The organism is Microbacterium neungamense (genome assembly GCF_024971095.1).
Taxonomy (GTDB): domain Bacteria; phylum Actinomycetota; class Actinomycetes; order Actinomycetales; family Microbacteriaceae; genus Microbacterium; species Microbacterium neungamense.
In genome coordinates this window covers 55,939-70,815 of sequence record NZ_CP069717.1, presented here as the reverse complement: position 1 = coordinate 70,815, position 14,877 = coordinate 55,939, and the positions used below count along the sequence as shown (strand labels likewise).

13 protein-coding genes are annotated in these 14,877 nt (G+C 71.8%); all 13 read left to right on the top strand.

Annotated elements, in window-relative coordinates:
* Nucleotide 1 precedes the first annotated feature (1 nt).
* Nucleotides 2-1,045, top strand: coding sequence for an AAA family ATPase (locus JSY13_RS00365; protein WP_432806455.1), 1,044 nt, complete (start codon nucleotides 2-4; stop codon nucleotides 1,043-1,045).
* A 38-nt stretch (nucleotides 1,046-1,083) separates the two neighbouring features.
* On the top strand, nucleotides 1,084-1,968 hold the full coding sequence (locus JSY13_RS00360; RefSeq protein ID WP_259607051.1) for a DUF58 domain-containing protein: 885 nt from the start codon (nucleotides 1,084-1,086) through the stop codon (nucleotides 1,966-1,968).
* Nucleotides 1,955-2,443: a hypothetical protein gene (locus JSY13_RS00355; RefSeq protein ID WP_259607050.1), complete on the top strand. Its 489-nt coding sequence runs from the start codon at nucleotides 1,955-1,957 to the stop codon at nucleotides 2,441-2,443. The genes JSY13_RS00360 and JSY13_RS00355 overlap by 14 nt, the downstream gene beginning before the upstream one ends.
* A complete protein-coding gene (locus tag JSY13_RS00350) occupies nucleotides 2,434-3,420 on the top strand; it encodes a vWA domain-containing protein (protein WP_259607049.1) in 987 nt (328 codons plus the stop codon). Before JSY13_RS00355 ends, JSY13_RS00350 begins: the two co-directional genes overlap by 10 nt.
* Nucleotides 3,417-4,487: a vWA domain-containing protein gene (locus tag JSY13_RS00345; RefSeq protein WP_259607048.1), complete on the top strand. Its 1,071-nt coding sequence runs from the start codon at nucleotides 3,417-3,419 to the stop codon at nucleotides 4,485-4,487. Before JSY13_RS00350 ends, JSY13_RS00345 begins: the two co-directional genes overlap by 4 nt.
* Nucleotides 4,484-5,251 carry a hypothetical protein gene (locus tag JSY13_RS00340; protein WP_259607047.1) on the top strand — a complete coding sequence of 256 codons (768 nt, stop codon included), beginning with the start codon at nucleotides 4,484-4,486 and terminating at the stop codon, nucleotides 5,249-5,251. Before JSY13_RS00345 ends, JSY13_RS00340 begins: the two co-directional genes overlap by 4 nt.
* Nucleotides 5,245-6,357, top strand: coding sequence for a hypothetical protein (locus tag JSY13_RS00335; protein ID WP_259607045.1), 1,113 nt, complete (start codon nucleotides 5,245-5,247; stop codon nucleotides 6,355-6,357). The genes JSY13_RS00340 and JSY13_RS00335 overlap by 7 nt, the downstream gene beginning before the upstream one ends.
* A gap of 260 nt (nucleotides 6,358-6,617) precedes the next feature.
* Nucleotides 6,618-7,061 carry a phosphotransferase gene (locus JSY13_RS00330; RefSeq protein ID WP_259607043.1) on the top strand — a complete coding sequence of 148 codons (444 nt, stop codon included), beginning with the start codon at nucleotides 6,618-6,620 and terminating at the stop codon, nucleotides 7,059-7,061.
* A gap of 51 nt (nucleotides 7,062-7,112) precedes the next feature.
* Complete coding sequence (gene argG / locus JSY13_RS00325) at nucleotides 7,113-8,558, top strand: argininosuccinate synthase (protein ID WP_259607042.1); 1,446 nt, start codon at nucleotides 7,113-7,115, stop codon at nucleotides 8,556-8,558.
* A 163-nt stretch (nucleotides 8,559-8,721) separates the two neighbouring features.
* Nucleotides 8,722-9,348 carry a TetR/AcrR family transcriptional regulator gene (locus JSY13_RS00320; protein WP_259607041.1) on the top strand — a complete coding sequence of 209 codons (627 nt, stop codon included), beginning with the start codon at nucleotides 8,722-8,724 and terminating at the stop codon, nucleotides 9,346-9,348.
* Nucleotides 9,345-10,253 (top strand): hypothetical protein, encoded by a 909-nt coding sequence (locus JSY13_RS00315; RefSeq protein ID WP_259607040.1) that lies wholly within the window; start codon nucleotides 9,345-9,347, stop codon nucleotides 10,251-10,253. The genes JSY13_RS00320 and JSY13_RS00315 overlap by 4 nt, the downstream gene beginning before the upstream one ends.
* Complete coding sequence (locus JSY13_RS00310; RefSeq protein WP_259607039.1) at nucleotides 10,250-12,088, top strand: YhgE/Pip domain-containing protein; 1,839 nt, start codon at nucleotides 10,250-10,252, stop codon at nucleotides 12,086-12,088. Before JSY13_RS00315 ends, JSY13_RS00310 begins: the two co-directional genes overlap by 4 nt.
* A 136-nt stretch (nucleotides 12,089-12,224) precedes the next feature.
* Complete coding sequence (locus JSY13_RS00305) at nucleotides 12,225-14,870, top strand: penicillin acylase family protein (protein ID WP_259607038.1); 2,646 nt, start codon at nucleotides 12,225-12,227, stop codon at nucleotides 14,868-14,870.
* Nucleotides 14,871-14,877 lie beyond the last annotated feature (7 nt).

Genomic DNA, 14,877 nt, shown 5'->3' with positions numbered 1-14,877 from the left:
GATGCGCACGCCTCCTCCGCCCTCGGCACCCGCCGCTCCCGCCGCGCAGGACGCGAAGGCCCCGCTCTCCCGCGACGAGCTGGTGCGCGCGCAGCGCATCCTGAAGATCATCTCGGATTCGTACTCGGTGAAGATGGTCGGCCAGGACCGGCTGCGCACCAGCCTGCTCGTGGCGCTCATCGCGGGCGGGCACATCCTGCTCGAGAGCGTCCCGGGCCTGGCGAAGACGACCGCGGCGTCGACGCTCGCCGACACCGTGAAGGCGAGCTTCAAGCGCATCCAGTGCACGCCCGACCTGCTGCCCAGCGACATCACCGGCAGTCAGATCTACGAATCCGCCACCGGGTCGTTCCGCACCGTCCTCGGTCCCGTGCACGCCAACTTCGTGCTGCTCGACGAGATCAACCGCTCCAGCGCGAAGACCCAGAGCGCGATGCTCGAGGCGATGCAGGAGCGGCAGACCACGATCGGCGGCGAGATGCATCCGCTGCCCCGCCCGTTCCTGGTGATCGCGACGCAGAACCCGATCGAGCAGGAGGGCACCTACGAGCTTCCCGAAGCGCAGATGGACCGCTTCCTGCTCAAGGAGATCGTGGAGTACCCGAGCCCCGCCGAGGAGTTCGAGATCCTGAACCGGATCGACTCGGGCGTGCTCAACCCCGACCGGCACGTGCCGGGCGCGATCAGCCTCGACGACGTGCAGGACCTGCAGGAGATCGCCTCCCGGGTGTACGTCGACCCGGCCGTCCGGAACTACATCGTGCAGCTGGCCTACGTCACCCGCAATCCGGCGCCGTACATCGGCGAGGAGCGCGCCCGGTTCATCAAGTACGGCGCCAGCCCGCGTGCGAGCATCGCCTTCCTGCAGGCGTCGCGCGCCCTCGCTCTGCTCAGCGGGCGCACGCACGTGCTGCCCGAAGACATCCGCGCCCTGCGCCACCTCGTACTGCGCCACCGCGTGCTGCTCACCTTCGAGGCCGACGCCGAGGGCATCCGCAGCGAGGAGATCATCGACCAGATCTTCGCCTCGGTGCCGACGCCCTGACACGTCGACAGGCTCAGTGACCACAGGCTCAGGAACCGATGACCATGCTGATCACGCAGGTGAAGAGCCGCCTCTTCATCCGCTCCACGCAGAAGTCGGTGCACGCGCTGGACGGCGCGTACGCCTCGCTGCTGCGCGGGCGCAGCCTCGACTTCGAGGACCTGCGTCCGTACGAGTACGGCGATCAGGTGCGCGACATCGACTGGCGGGCGACCGCCAAGCACGGCTCACCGCTGATCAAGCGGACCAAGGCGACCCGTCGGCACACGGTGCTCTTCGTCGTCGACACCGGCCGGGGCATGAACGCGCTGGCCGAGGATGAGCGGTCCAAGCGCGAGCTCGCCATCCTCGCGGTCGGTGCGCTCGGGTTCCTCACCGTGCGGCACGGCGACGACTTCTCCGTGGTCCACGGCGATGCCGGCGGCCGGCGCCGACGGGCCCCGGGCGGCACCGAGGGCGCGCTTGAGCACGCGCTGCGCGCGATCGACCGGGCCATCGCCGAGAGCACGGCGCCGAACGACCGCGAGTCGCTGCTCTCCTTCGTGGCGCGCACCATCGCTCGGCGCATGATCGTCGTCATCGTCACCGACGAGGCGCCGGTCACCGAGGAGACGGAGCGGATGCTGCGCCGGCTGCGCGTCCAGCACGACGTGCTCTGGATCACGCTGCGCGACGCGCATCCGGTGCTCGGCCGCAGCACCCGCACCCGCCGTGACGTGGACAGCGGCTGGGTGGTGCCCGACTTCGTGCACGGCGACGAGGAGCTCATCCGCGCCGTCGACGCGCAGGAGGCGGCCGACACCGCCCACCGCCACGACGTGCTGCGCCGCCTCGAGATCACGCACGCCGAGCTCACCGGCCTCGACGACGCCGTGCCGGCGCTGCTGGCCATGCTCAACCGGAGGTCGCATGCCCGCCTCTGACGAGCTCTATCCGCCGGTGCAGTACGGCTGGGGCTGGCTGCTGCTGGCCCTCGGCATCCTCGCCCTGCTCGCCCTCGCCACCTGGCTGGTGATCGTGCTCACCCGCCCGCGGCGCAGCATCACGCTGACCGGGGCGGCGCCGATCACGCTGCTCACCCCCGACGTGCTGTCGCAGCTGCGCGGGGAGTACCTCGCCGAGGTGCAGCGCATCGAGGACGCCTACCGCGCCGGCGCCCTCGACCCGCGCCGGGCGAACCTCGAGCTCAGCCGGGCAGTGCGCGCATTCGTCAACGAGTACTCCGGCCTGGAGGCGCCGGTGCTCGCCCTCGACGACCTCGTCGCCCGCGGCGTCCACCCGGCGCTCATCGACGCGATCCGGCGGCACTACTACCCGAGCATCTTCCAGCGCGGGCCGGCCATCGACCCGATCTACGGCGCCGAAGCCGCCCGGAAGGTGGTGACGACGTGGCACTGAACACCTGGTGGCTGGTCCTCGTCGCCGTCGGCGTGCTGGTCGCGGCGGTGGTCGTCGGCATCCTGCTCGGCCTGCGCGCGGGGCGGCGGGACCGGGCATCCGCACCCGTGCTGATCTCGCGGGCGGAACGGATGCGGGCGCTGCCCGCCTTCCGGCAGGCGGTGCGCCGACGGATGACGCTGCTCGCGGGGGTGCTCGCGCTCGGCGCGGTGGCGGTGCTGCTCGGGGGCGTGGTCGCGGCGCGGCCGATGTCGGCGCAGACGATCCAGCCGGTGAACAACAGCCGCGACATCATGCTGTGCCTCGACGTCTCCGGGTCGATGTCGGACGTCGACGTCGAGGTGCTCGGGGTGTTCCTCGAGCTGCTGGACGGCTTCGAGGGCGAACGGATCGGGCTGACCATCTTCAACAGCTCCCCGGTGCAGGTCTTCCCCCTCACGGACGACTACGTCTTCATCCGGGAGCAGCTGCAGCGGATCCGGGAGAGCTTCGACTACACCAGCGAGACGCCCGAGCACTGGGTCGGCACCCTGAACGGGCCGGGCGCCTCGCTGATCGGCGACGGCCTCGCGGCCTGCACCATGCGCTTCGACCACCTCGACGACGAGCGCAGCCGCTCGGTGATCCTCGCCACCGACAACGAGCTCGCCGGCGCCTCGATCCTCACCGTGGAGGAGGCCGCCCTGTACGCGAAGTCACGGGGCGTCCGCGTGTTCGCGATCAACCCGGTGCAGGGCAAGGACGCGCAGGTGAGCGCGCAGCTGACGGATGCCGCCCGTCTCACCGGCGGGGAGTCGTACGCGCTCCGCGACACCACCACGGTCGGCGACATCATCACCGAGATCCAGAAGCAGGAGGCGACGGCGCTGAAGGGTCAGGCCCAGGTCGTGTGGGTGGACACCCCGAACCTGTGGATCGCGCTGACCCTCGTCGCCCTGCTCGCCTTCCTCGTGCTGGTCTGGAGGCTGCACCTGTGATCCTCCAGCCCGTCCTGCATCCGCTCCTGCTCGTGCTGCTGTGCGCGCCGGTGGTGTTCGTCGTCGTCCGGGAGATCGTGTCCCGGTCGTTGAGCGAGCGCAGCGAGACGAAACGCCCCGACCCTCCGACGCGCTCAGGCTCCACCCCGCGCTGGCTCTGGCCCCTGCGCCTGCTCATCGTGCTCCTCGCGTTCGTGATGCTGCTGCGTCCCGGCATCCCGGGCGGCACCTCGCAGACCCTCGCGACCGACACCGACATCGTGCTGGTCGTGGACAGCACCGCGAGCATCGTCGCCGAGGACTGGAACGGCGACGAGCCGCGGCTCACCGGCGTCCGCGCGGACGTGCAGGCGATCGTCGACGAGTATCCGGGGGCGCGCTTCGCCCTGATCACCTTCGACGCGTCGGCGCAGCTGCGCCTGCCGCTGACGACGGATGCCACGGCGCTGATGTCCTCGCTCGAGGTGATGCGCCCCGAGGTCACCGACCAGTCGCGCGGCAGCTCGATCGGCATCGCGAACCGGATGCTCGCGGACACCCTCTCCGCTGCCGCGAAGTCCTCGCCGGACCGTTCGCGCATGGTGTTCTACTTCGGCGACGGCGAGCAGACGGCGTCCTCCGAGCCGGAGTCGTTCGGCTCCAGCGCCAAGTACGTCGACGGCGGCGCGGTGTTCGGGTACGGCACCGCCGAGGGCGGGCCGATGATGAAGACGACCGGGCGCGGGGACGACGCTTCGACGGGCTCGGGGTCGGGCGGCGAGTACATCGAGTACCAGGGCGCGCCGGCCCGCTCCGTCATCGACGAGGACGCCCTGCGCACGATCGCCCAGGAGCTCGGCGTCGAGTACCAGCACCGCACCGCCGACACCGCTCCGCAGCTGCCGGAGGCGCCCACCAGCACCACCGACTACTCGTCCTCCGGCGAGGTGGGCAACGTCATCGAGCTGTACTGGATCCTCGCCCTCGCCCTCGTCGCCCTCCTCGCCGTCGAGTTCGCCCGCGCGACGATGCTGGTGACGCGGATGCGCGGCCTCGCGGCATCCGCCACCGAGGGAGGTGACCGATGACCGCCCCCACCCAGGCCGACGCCGCGGCCGCCCTGCTCGCATCGAATCGCCGCCGGCGCCGCATCCGTCGCTGGATCGCGATCGGGACCCTCCCCCTGACCCTCGCCGCGCTGTTCTTCGCCGGCAGGATCCTCAGCATCTACGCGTTCGCGCACCAGGCGATCAGCTCGTACATCGTCGGCGAGTACGCGGAGTCGGAGGCGGCCGCTCGCGGGCAGGACTGGCTGAACTGGTTCGAGCCGTTCAAGGCGCCGTACAACATCGGCACCGCGCTGGCCGGCGCCGAGAAGCTGGGCCCGGCGCGCGCCGAGCTCGAGGAGGCCCTCCCCCTGGCCCCGGGGCTCGACGTCTGCTACGTGCGGATCAACCTCTCCCTCGTCATCGAGCGCCAGGGCGACGCCGCGCAGGCCGACGGGGATGCGGCCAAGGCCGCCCAGCTGTACGGCGAGGCGCTGGAGATCACGGTGGAGACCCCGGAGGAGTGCAACAGCGAGCAGGCGCAGAAGCAGTCGCCGGACCCGAACCGCGACATGAGCGACACTCTGGAGCAGAACGAGCAGCGCCAGCAGGAGAAGCAGCAGCAGAGTCAGCAGGAGCAGGAGCAGCCGCAGCAGGGCGAGCAACCGCCGCAAGAGGAGGAGCCGCAGCCCTCGCAGGAGCAGCTCGACGACATCGAGGAGCGCCTGAACCAGGGCCAGCAGGAGCGCGAGGATCAGCTCGGCGGCGGCGACGAGGGCGGCGGAGGAACGGACAAGCCGTGGTAGACAGGCAGCGTTCGCGATACGTCGGCGGCTCGGAGGGCGCGCCCCCGCCGCCCCCGCCCGGCGGGTACCGCGGGGCCAGGCGCACCGCCGTCACCGCCGGCCTCCCCGCCGGTGCTCCCGCAGCGCCGGCGACGCTCACGCACACCGAACCCGCGTTCGCCGAGAAGCGCCCGGCGAACGTGCTGGGGCTCGTCGCCATCTCGGTCGTGGTGCTGTTCACGCTGACGCTGCTGCTGCTGATGCTCGCCGGCGGCACCGACGCGCTCTACGGCGTCACGATGATCACGCTGCAGCTGGTCGTGGTCGGCGTGGTCATCGCGGCCCTCGCCACGGCGCGGGGGCGGATGCTCGGCGCCATCGCCCTGGCGGTGACCCTGCTGTTCAACGTCGCCACCGTCGGCGCGATGGGGGCGCTGCGCGCCGCGGCCGTGCACGACTACGACGGCACCAAGACGGAGGAGCAGAAGCACGAGCAGGCGTATCCGGGCATCCGGGGCACGTCCTCGCGCGACATCCTCGACCAGCGCTCGCTCGAGCAGGTGCAGTCCGACGGCGACGCCCTGATGGCCGAGATCCGCGACCGACTCACCGCCGAGTACGGCTTCAGCTGGGTGGAGTCGGGGGCGCGCGACATCAGCCCGGAGCGCAACGGCTACGGCGGCGAGTCGATGCTGAAGCGGTACACCTCCACGGTGTGGACCACCGCAGAGCCCGTCCGCGACAACGAGCGCAAGCGCGCCGTCATGCGCACGATCGACGAGGTGCTGCGCGCGCACGGCATGTACGACCTGTACGCCCTGAACGAGCCCGGCTCGGGGATCTCCGACGACATGGTCGCCAAGCTGTACGGGTCGGCCGATCCCGAACAGCAGCACACCTGGGAGTGGTACAGCGACGCCTACCCCGACCCCATGCTGCTGTACGTCACCGTGTACGACCTGTCCAAGGACCGCACCGGCGACCTCCTCGCCGAGCGCCGCAGCTACCACGAGGAGAACGGCGAGCCGCTCGAGGGCGTGCAGCTGGTGATCCACGCCCGCCAGCTGCTCGGCGAGGGCGACCGGGCCGAGTTCGAGGAGCGCCTGAAGGAGTACCCGGGGTTCTGAGGCGGGTGCGCCTCGGCCTCGAGAGGGTCCGCCGAGACCTCCCCTCGCCCTCTCGGGAGGAGGCGAGAGGGTCCGCAGAGACCTCCCCTCGCCTTTTCGGGAGGAGTTCTCGACCTCGGGAGGATGCTGTGGGGGCGGATGCTCCTCCCGAACGGGAGTTCTCCTCCTGAACGTGCGGCGGGCGGCAGGTTATGCGGCGAGCGCCGCCGGCCGTCGCCCCCGCCGTTCCCCGTCCCGCATCGCGATGACAGGATGATCGGATGCGACAGGGAGCGGTCGGGCACGTGCGGATCGTCGTGCGGGACGGGCGGCGACTGGTCGAGAAGCGCATGACCGATCCGGTGCGGCACGGCACGGAGGTGCGGGCGCTGCGGGCGCTGTCCGGCTCCGGTCTGCCCGTTCCGGAGATCGTCGCGGAACGGCCGGGATCGATCCTGATGACGCTGCGCCCGGGGCGGCGGCTGGACTGGGAGTCCGCACACGTCGGCGATCCGCTCCGCGAGCTCGCGCGCGCCGCCTGGGCCGCCGGCCGGAAGGACCCGCACTCGGCCGCCGCCCTCATCGACGCGTACGGCGCCGAGCCGGCCGCGGTGCGCGCCTGGTATCCGATCCACGCCGCCGAGCTGTGGCTCTGGTTCGCCGAGGCCGGGCCCGCGGAATACCTCGACCGGCTCACGGCCGAGCTGCGGGCCTGGCCGGATTGACCGCCGACGCACGGCCGGGGGCGCCGCATCCCCGCCGATAGACTGAGAGCCATGTCCAAGGTCCTCCAGTCCCTCCCCGTCGGCGAGCGCGTCGGCATCGCGTTCTCCGGTGGTCTCGACACCTCCGTCGCCGTCGCGTGGATGCGCGACAAGGGTGCCGTGCCGTTCACCTACACCGGCGACCTGGGGCAGTACGACGAGGACGACATCGCCTCGATCCCCGGCCGCGCCCTGGAGTACGGCGCCGAGAAGTCGCGCCTGATCGACTGCAAGACCGCGCTGGTCGAGGAGGGCTTCGTCGCCCTCGCCTGCGGCGCCTTCCACATCCGCTCCGGCGGCAAGACCTACTTCAACACCACGCCGCTGGGCCGGGCCGTCACCGGCACCCTGCTGGTGCGCGCCATGAAGGAGGACGGCGTCGACATCTGGGGCGACGGCTCCACCTACAAGGGCAACGACATCGAGCGGTTCTACCGCTACGGCCTGCTGGCCAACCCGCGCCTGCGCATCTACAAGCCGTGGCTCGACGCCGACTTCGTCACCGAGCTCGGGGGACGCAAGGAGATGAGCGAGTGGCTCGTCGCGCACGGCTTCCCCTACCGCGACTCGGCCGAGAAGGCGTACTCCACGGATGCCAACATCTGGGGCGCCACGCACGAGGCGAAGACCCTGGAGCACCTCGACGTCTCGCTGGAGACGGTCGACCCGATCATGGGCGTGAAGTTCTGGGACCCGCAGGTCTCGATCGACGCCGAGGACGTCACGGTGACCTTCGACGGCGGGCGCCCGGTCGCGATCAACGGCACCGAGTACACCGACCCCGTCGAGCTGGTGCAGGAGGCGAACGCGATCGGCGGACGCCATGGCCTCGGCATGAGCGACCAGATCGAGAACCGCATCATCGAGGCGAAGTCCCGCGGCATCTACGAGGCGCCGGGCATGGCCCTGCTGTTCATCGCCTACGAGCGCCTGGTCAACGGCATCCTCAACGAGGACACCCTCGCCACCTACCACGAGCAGGGCCGGCGCCTGGGCCGCCTGATGTACGAGGGCCGCTGGCTGGAGCCGCAGTCGCTCATGCTGCGCGAGTCGATCCAGCGCTGGGTGGGTTCGACGATCTCCGGCTCGGTGACCATCCGGCTGCGCCGCGGCGACGACTGGACGATCCTCGACACCGTCTCGCCCAACCTCTCCTACGCTCCCGAGAAGCTGTCGATGGAGCGCGTCGGCGACGCCGCCTTCGGCCCGGTCGACCGCATCGGTCAGCTCACCATGCGCAACCTGGACATCGCCGACTCCCGCTCGCGCCTCGAGCAGTACGCCGGCCTCGGCCTGGTCGGCGGCGCGACGGGCGAGCTCGTCGGCCGTGTCACCGCGGGCGAGGCGGGCGAGATCACCGAGGCCGTGCACGGCTCGGTCTCGGAGCCGGACGAGGCCTTGACGGATGCCGTCGACGCGGCATCCGAGGGCGCGGCCTTCGACTCCGGCACGGACTGATCCGGCGTCCTCCGCTGCACTTCGGGGGTCGACACGCCAGATGTCGGACCGTTCCCACGGTTCGGTCCGACATCTGGCGTGTCGACCCCCGTTTCGTATCCGTGGAACGGATGCCCGGGGCACTAACTTGCACGGTCATGTGCAAGTTACGTACACTGGAGGCATGACCCCCGCCCGCCCGCCCCGCAGCGACGCCCGCGCCAACCGCGCCGGCATCCTGAACGCGGCCCGCCACGCACTCGCGAGCGACCCGCACGCGTCGATCGATGCGATCGCGCGCAGGGCCGGACTGTCCCGGCGCACGCTCTACGGGCACTTCGTCGACCGCGACACCCTGATCCGCGAGCTGATCGCCTCGGGCGCGCAGCGGTTCAACGCCATCGCGGCATCCGTCACCGACACGGATGCCCGGCTCGCTCTCGCCCGCCTGGCTGCACGGCTCTGGCGCGAGGCGGCGCACGTGCAGGTCGCGGCGGCGTTGGCCCTGGACGACGCGCACGTCGCCCAGACCGCGCAGGCCCTGGCCCCGCTGCGCCGCGCGGTCGCCGATCTCGTGCGCCGCGGGCAGGAGGACGGCACCTTCCGCACCGACCTCGCGGCGCCCACGCTCGCCCGGCTCATCGAGGAGATCGCGCGCACGGTCGTGGCGCGCACGGATGCCTCGTCCCCGGCCGCCGCCGATCTCGTCGTGCGCACCCTGCTCAGCGTCGCCGGCCTCTCCTGGCGGGAGGCGGATGCCGTGCTGCGCGCCCACCCCGACCTGCTCGACCCGGCCGAGGAGGACGCATGAGGATCGTGCTCGACCGCGTTTCGAAGGGACGCCGCGGCCAGGCCCTGCCGGAGATGTCGCTGAGCTACGAGACCGGTGAGGCCCGCTTCGTGCTCGCCGAGACCGAGCAGCGCCCGACAGTGCTCGGCCTCATCGCCTCCGGGCGGATGAGGCCATCCACCGGTCGTGTGACGATCGACGACGATGCGGATGCCGCGGCGCTGCGGCACCGGGTGGCGCTCGTCGACGCCCCCGACGTCAGCGATCCGCATCCGGACGTGACCGTCGCCGCCGTCGTCGGCGAGGAGCTCATGTTCGCCGGCCGTGCGGCCACCCCGGTGCACGCGCGGCGCTGGCTGGAGAACCTCGGCTTCCCGGACCTCGCCGACGCCCCGATCGGCACCGTCGATCCGGCCGCGCGGGTGCGGATCCTGTGCGAGCTCGCGGTGCTGCGGGAGGGCGTGGAGGGGCTGGTGCTCGTCTCCCCCGACCGGCACGGCGGGCGCCCCGACGGCTGGTGGCGCATCTCCGCCGAATTCGCCGAGCGTGGCTACGCCGTCCTGGTGATCGTCGGCGGCGTCGCCGCGGCTGTCCTCGCCTCGTTCCCTTCCCGGTCGTCGAGCGAGCACGAACCCTCTCGGTCGTTGAGCGAGCACGCCGAAGGCGAGCGAGACGAAACGCGTTCCGCGGCAGACTCCCGCTCCGCGTCGGATGCCTCCGCGCGAGACATGCCCCCGCACGCCTTCGGCGTGCTCCCGCCAGACCCGATGCCAGCTCGCGCGGAGGCATCCGGCGCTCCACTCGACCTCGACGGGCCCCCCACCTCCCGGTCGTTGAGCGAGCACGCCGAAGGCGAGCGAGACGAAACGCGTTCCGCGGGTCGGGAGGAAGGGACGACCGGAACGGAGGAGGAGGAGGAGCGATGAAGGTGCCGTCCATGATCGCGGCGGAGCTGCGGCGGCTGACCGCCAGTCCGATGGCGGCGATCGCCCTGGTGGCGCTGATGTGCGTGCCCATCCTCTACGGCGGCCTCTACCTCTGGGCGAACCAGGACCCGTACGGCCGGTTCCCCGACGTGCCGGTCGCACTCGTCGTGGAGGATGCCGGAACCGACCCTTCGACGGGCTCAGGGTCCGGGGCCGAGGCATCCGCCCCCGAGAACTACGGGCAGAAGGTCGCCGACAACCTCCTCGAGGACGGCGCGTTCGACTGGCGCGTGATGACGGCGGCCGAGGCCGAGCGGGCGCTCAAAGACGGCACCGTCGACTTCACCGTCACCCTCCCCGCCGACTTCTCCGCAGCGCTCGCCTCCGCCGGGGGCGATCAGCCGCACCAGGCGCTGATCGAGCTCGAGACCAACGACGCCAACAACTACCTCGCCTCGACCATCGGCAGCCAGACGGTCGAACGCATCCGCCGGTCGGTCGCCGAGATGGTCGGCTCCGAGGCCGCGGAGCGCCTGCTCACCGGCCTCAGCGACGTCCGCGGCAAGCTGTCCGAGGCCGCCGACGGCGCCACGCAGCTGTTCGACGGTGCCGGCACCGCGCACGACGGCTCCGCGACCCTGGCATCCGGGCTCGCCACTCTCGCCGACGGCACCGGCACCCTGGCGGACGGCGCCCAGCGGCTGGCCGACGGTGCCGCGCAGGTGCGCGACGGCAACGCCCAGCTCGCGGATGCCGCGGGCCGAGCCGCCTCGCTCGCGCAGCAGGCGACCGACGCCCTGCCCACCGCGCGTGGGGATCTCGCGCAGGCGATGGCCGAGCAGGGCCTGACCCCGGAGCAGATCGACACCGTGCTGAGTCGGCTCGACCCGGTGGCCGACCGGCTCCGCGAGGGGAACACCGCCGCACAGGAGGCGGCCGGCAAGGTCGAACGGCTCGCCGAGGGCGCCCGCTCCGTCGCGGACGGCGCCCGGCAGCTCGCGGACGGCGCCCGCAGCGCCGCCGACGGCGCGGCATCCGCTCGCGACGGGGCCGGCACCCTGCGCGACGGCCTGGACACACTGGGCGAGGGCATCGGCACGCTCCGCGACGGCCTCGCCCAGGGCGTCGACGCGATCCCGGCCTCCACCCCCGAGCTGCGCGCCGCCCAGGCCGACACGATCGCCGATCCGGTGTCGGTCTCGAGCGACAAGGTCGCCGCCGCGAAGGACTACGGCCAGGGCCTGGCCCCGTTCTTCGCGGCCCTCGCCGGCTGGATCGGCATCTACGCGCTGTTCCTCATCGTCAAGCCGATCTCGCGTCGCGCCGTCACCGCCCTGCACTCCCCCGTACGGATCACGCTCGCCGGCTGGCTCACCCCCGCCGGGCTCGGCGCGCTGCAGATGGTCGGCCTGCTCGCGGTGCTCGGCTTCGCCCTCGGCTTCGACTTCCAGCACCCCGGCGGCTCGCTCGGGGTCATGGTGATGGCATCCGCCACCTACGCCGCGATCATCCTCGCCCTCAACGTCTGGCTCGGCTCGGTCGGCCAGTTCATGGGCCTGGTGCTCATGGTGCTGCAACTCGTCACCGCCGGCGGCACGTTCCCCTGGCAGACGCTGCCGGCGCCGCTGTCCACCCTGCACCACGTGCTGCCGATGGGATACGTCGTCGACGCCATGCGTCAGCTGATGTACGGCGGCGATCTGCACCGCGCGCTCTGGGATCTCGGGGTGCTCGGCGTCTGGCTCGTCGGCGCCCTCGTGATCGCCGCGATCGGCGTCACCCGGATGACGCACCGGCGCACCCTGCGGGACCTGCAGCCGAGCCTGATCGGGTGACCTGGCACCCACGGAGCGCACGCGACGGAGTACGACAGGAGCGAGTGGCATAGGATGCCAGGGCACGCGCGTGCCGACACGCGCACCCGGACTCCGTGAGACGGAGTCCCACCGCCCGACCCGGAGGTGTCCGTCCATGACGACCGAACCCGCGGCATCCGCCGTTCCCCGCCACCCGCTCAGGGCCCGCATCGGACGGATCGTGTTCCTCGTGATCGCGCTCGTCGTCGTCATGGCCGTCGCCGCGGCCTTCACCGTCACCTGGACCATCCACCGCTCCTTCCCGCAGACCGCCGGCGAACTGACGCTCGACGGCCTGGACGGCACCGTCTCCGTGCAGCGCGACGATCTCGGCATCCCCACGATCACCGCCGAGTCCACGCACGACCTCTTCTTCGCGCAGGGGTTCACGCACGCGCAGGACCGCTTCTTCGAGATGGACTTCCGCCGGCACGTCACCGCCGGGCGGGTGGCCGAGATGTTCGGCGCGTCGCAGGCGGCGACGGATGCCTTCCTCCGCACCCTCGGCTGGCGCGCCGTCGCCGAGCAGGAGGTGGAGGCCCTCGACGACACCACGCGCGGGTACTACCAGGCGTACGCCGACGGGGTGAACGCGTACCTCTCCTCGCGCTCCGGCGCGGACCTGTCGCTGGAGTATGCCGTTCTCGGCATCCAGAATCCGGAGTACGAGCCGGAGCCGTGGGAGCCGGCGGACTCCGTGGCCTGGCTGAAGGCGATGGCCTGGGACCTGCGGACGAACATCGAGGACGAGACCGCCCGCGCCCTGCTCGCCGCCGACCTGCAGCAGCAGACCGGCGACCCGGCCGCCGTGAACGCGCAGCTCGAAACGATGTACCCCGGGTATCCGTTCGCCGACAACCCCGTGATCGTGCCGAAGATCTCGAGCCTCCCCGCGAGCGGGACGGATGCCGCGCCCGCGGCGGCCACGACCGGCGAGAGCCAGGCATCCGACGCCCTGATGACCGTGGAGTGGCAGCAGGCATCGGATGTGATCGAGGCGGCGAGCCTGCTCCTCGGCTCCCCCGGCGAGGGGATCGGCTCGAACTCCTGGGTGGTCTCGGGCGACCTCACCGAGAGCGGGAAGCCGCTGCTCGCGAACGACCCGCACCTGGGCGCCTCGCTGCCCTCGGTCTGGTACCAGGTGCAGCTGAAATGCGCGACGGTGACCGCGCAGTGCCCGTTCGACGTCGGCGGATTCTCCTTCTCCGGGCTGCCGGGGGTGGTGATCGGGCACAACGAGCGGATCGCGTGGGGCTTCACCAACCTGACCACCGACGTCACCGACCTCTACATCGAGCGCGTGCAGGGCGACAGCTACTGGCGCGACGGCGCCCTCGTCCCGCTCGAGGTGTCCACCGAGACGATCGAGGTCGCCGGCGGCGACGACATCGAACTGACCATCCGCCGGACGGTGCACGGGCCGCTCATCTCCGACCTCACACCGGACATGACCGCGATCGCCGACGGTCCCGCCGTCACCGACGGGAGCGCGGGCGCGACCTCCCTCGCGGACGACGGCATGCCGGATGCGGAATACGCGGTCAGCCTGCGCTGGACCGCCCTCGACCCGGGCACCACGGCGAGCGCGGTGTTCGCGATGGCGACCGCCCAGGACTTCGAGGACTTCCGCCGCGCCGCCGCGCTCTTCGACGTGCCGGCGCAGAACCTGATCTACGCCGATGTCGACGGCAACATCGGCTACCAGACCCCGGGACGGCTGCCGGTGCGCGGGGCCGGGGACGGCTGGCTGCCGCAGCCGGGCTGGGACAGCGCCTACGACTGGACCGGGTTCATCCCGTTCGAGGAGCTGCCGGTGTCCTACAACCCGGCATCCGGGTACATCGTGACGGCGAACAACGCCATCGTCGACGACCAGTACGCGCACTTCCTGTCGCGGGACTGGGACCACGGCTATCGCGCGAACCGCATCGCGCACCTCCTCGAGCGCCGCGCCGCGGCGGCCCCGCTGACCGCGCAGGACATGCGCGACATCCAGGCCGACGAAGAGATGTGGATCGGCAAGCGCCTGGCGATGGCGATGGAGGGCGTGACCGTCACCGGCAAGGGCCCGAAGGCGGCCGTGGATCTGCTGCGCACTTGGGACGCGCAGAACGACGCCGACTCCCCCGCGGCCGCGTACGCGAACGCCCTGTGGGCGCACCTGGCCCGCAACCTCTTCACCGAGCGCGAGGTGCCGCTCCCGGTCGACGACCAGGGCAGGCTGTTCACGGTGGTCGCCGCCCTGCTGGACGACCCCACGCACCCGCTGTGGACGAACGAGCGGATCGACGTCGACGGCATGGAGGAGATGCTCTCCCGCTCCGCCGAGGACGCCTACCGCCAGCTGCGCGAGCTGCAGGGCGAGGACGTGCGGCTGTGGCGGTGGGGCTCGCTGCACGCCCTGCAGCTGCGCAGCGAGACGCTCGGCTCCTCCGGCATCGCGCCGATCGAGGCGCTGTTCAACCGCGGCCCGTTCCCGGTCGGCGGCGGCGGGTCGGTCGTGAACGCCACCGGATGGTCGCTCGGCAGCGGGTCGTACGCGACCGAGACGGTGCCGTCGATGCGCATGGTCGTCGACCTCGCCAACTTCGACGCGTCGAGCTGGAACCAGCTGACGGGCCAGTCCGGCCACGCCTTCCACCAGCACTACACCGACCAGACCGCGGACTGGGCCGCGGGCGTGCAGCGGCCGTGGCCGTTCACCGCGAAAGCCGTGACGCGGGCGGCCGTCGACACGCTGGTGCTGCGGCCGGCCGGATAGCCTGGGA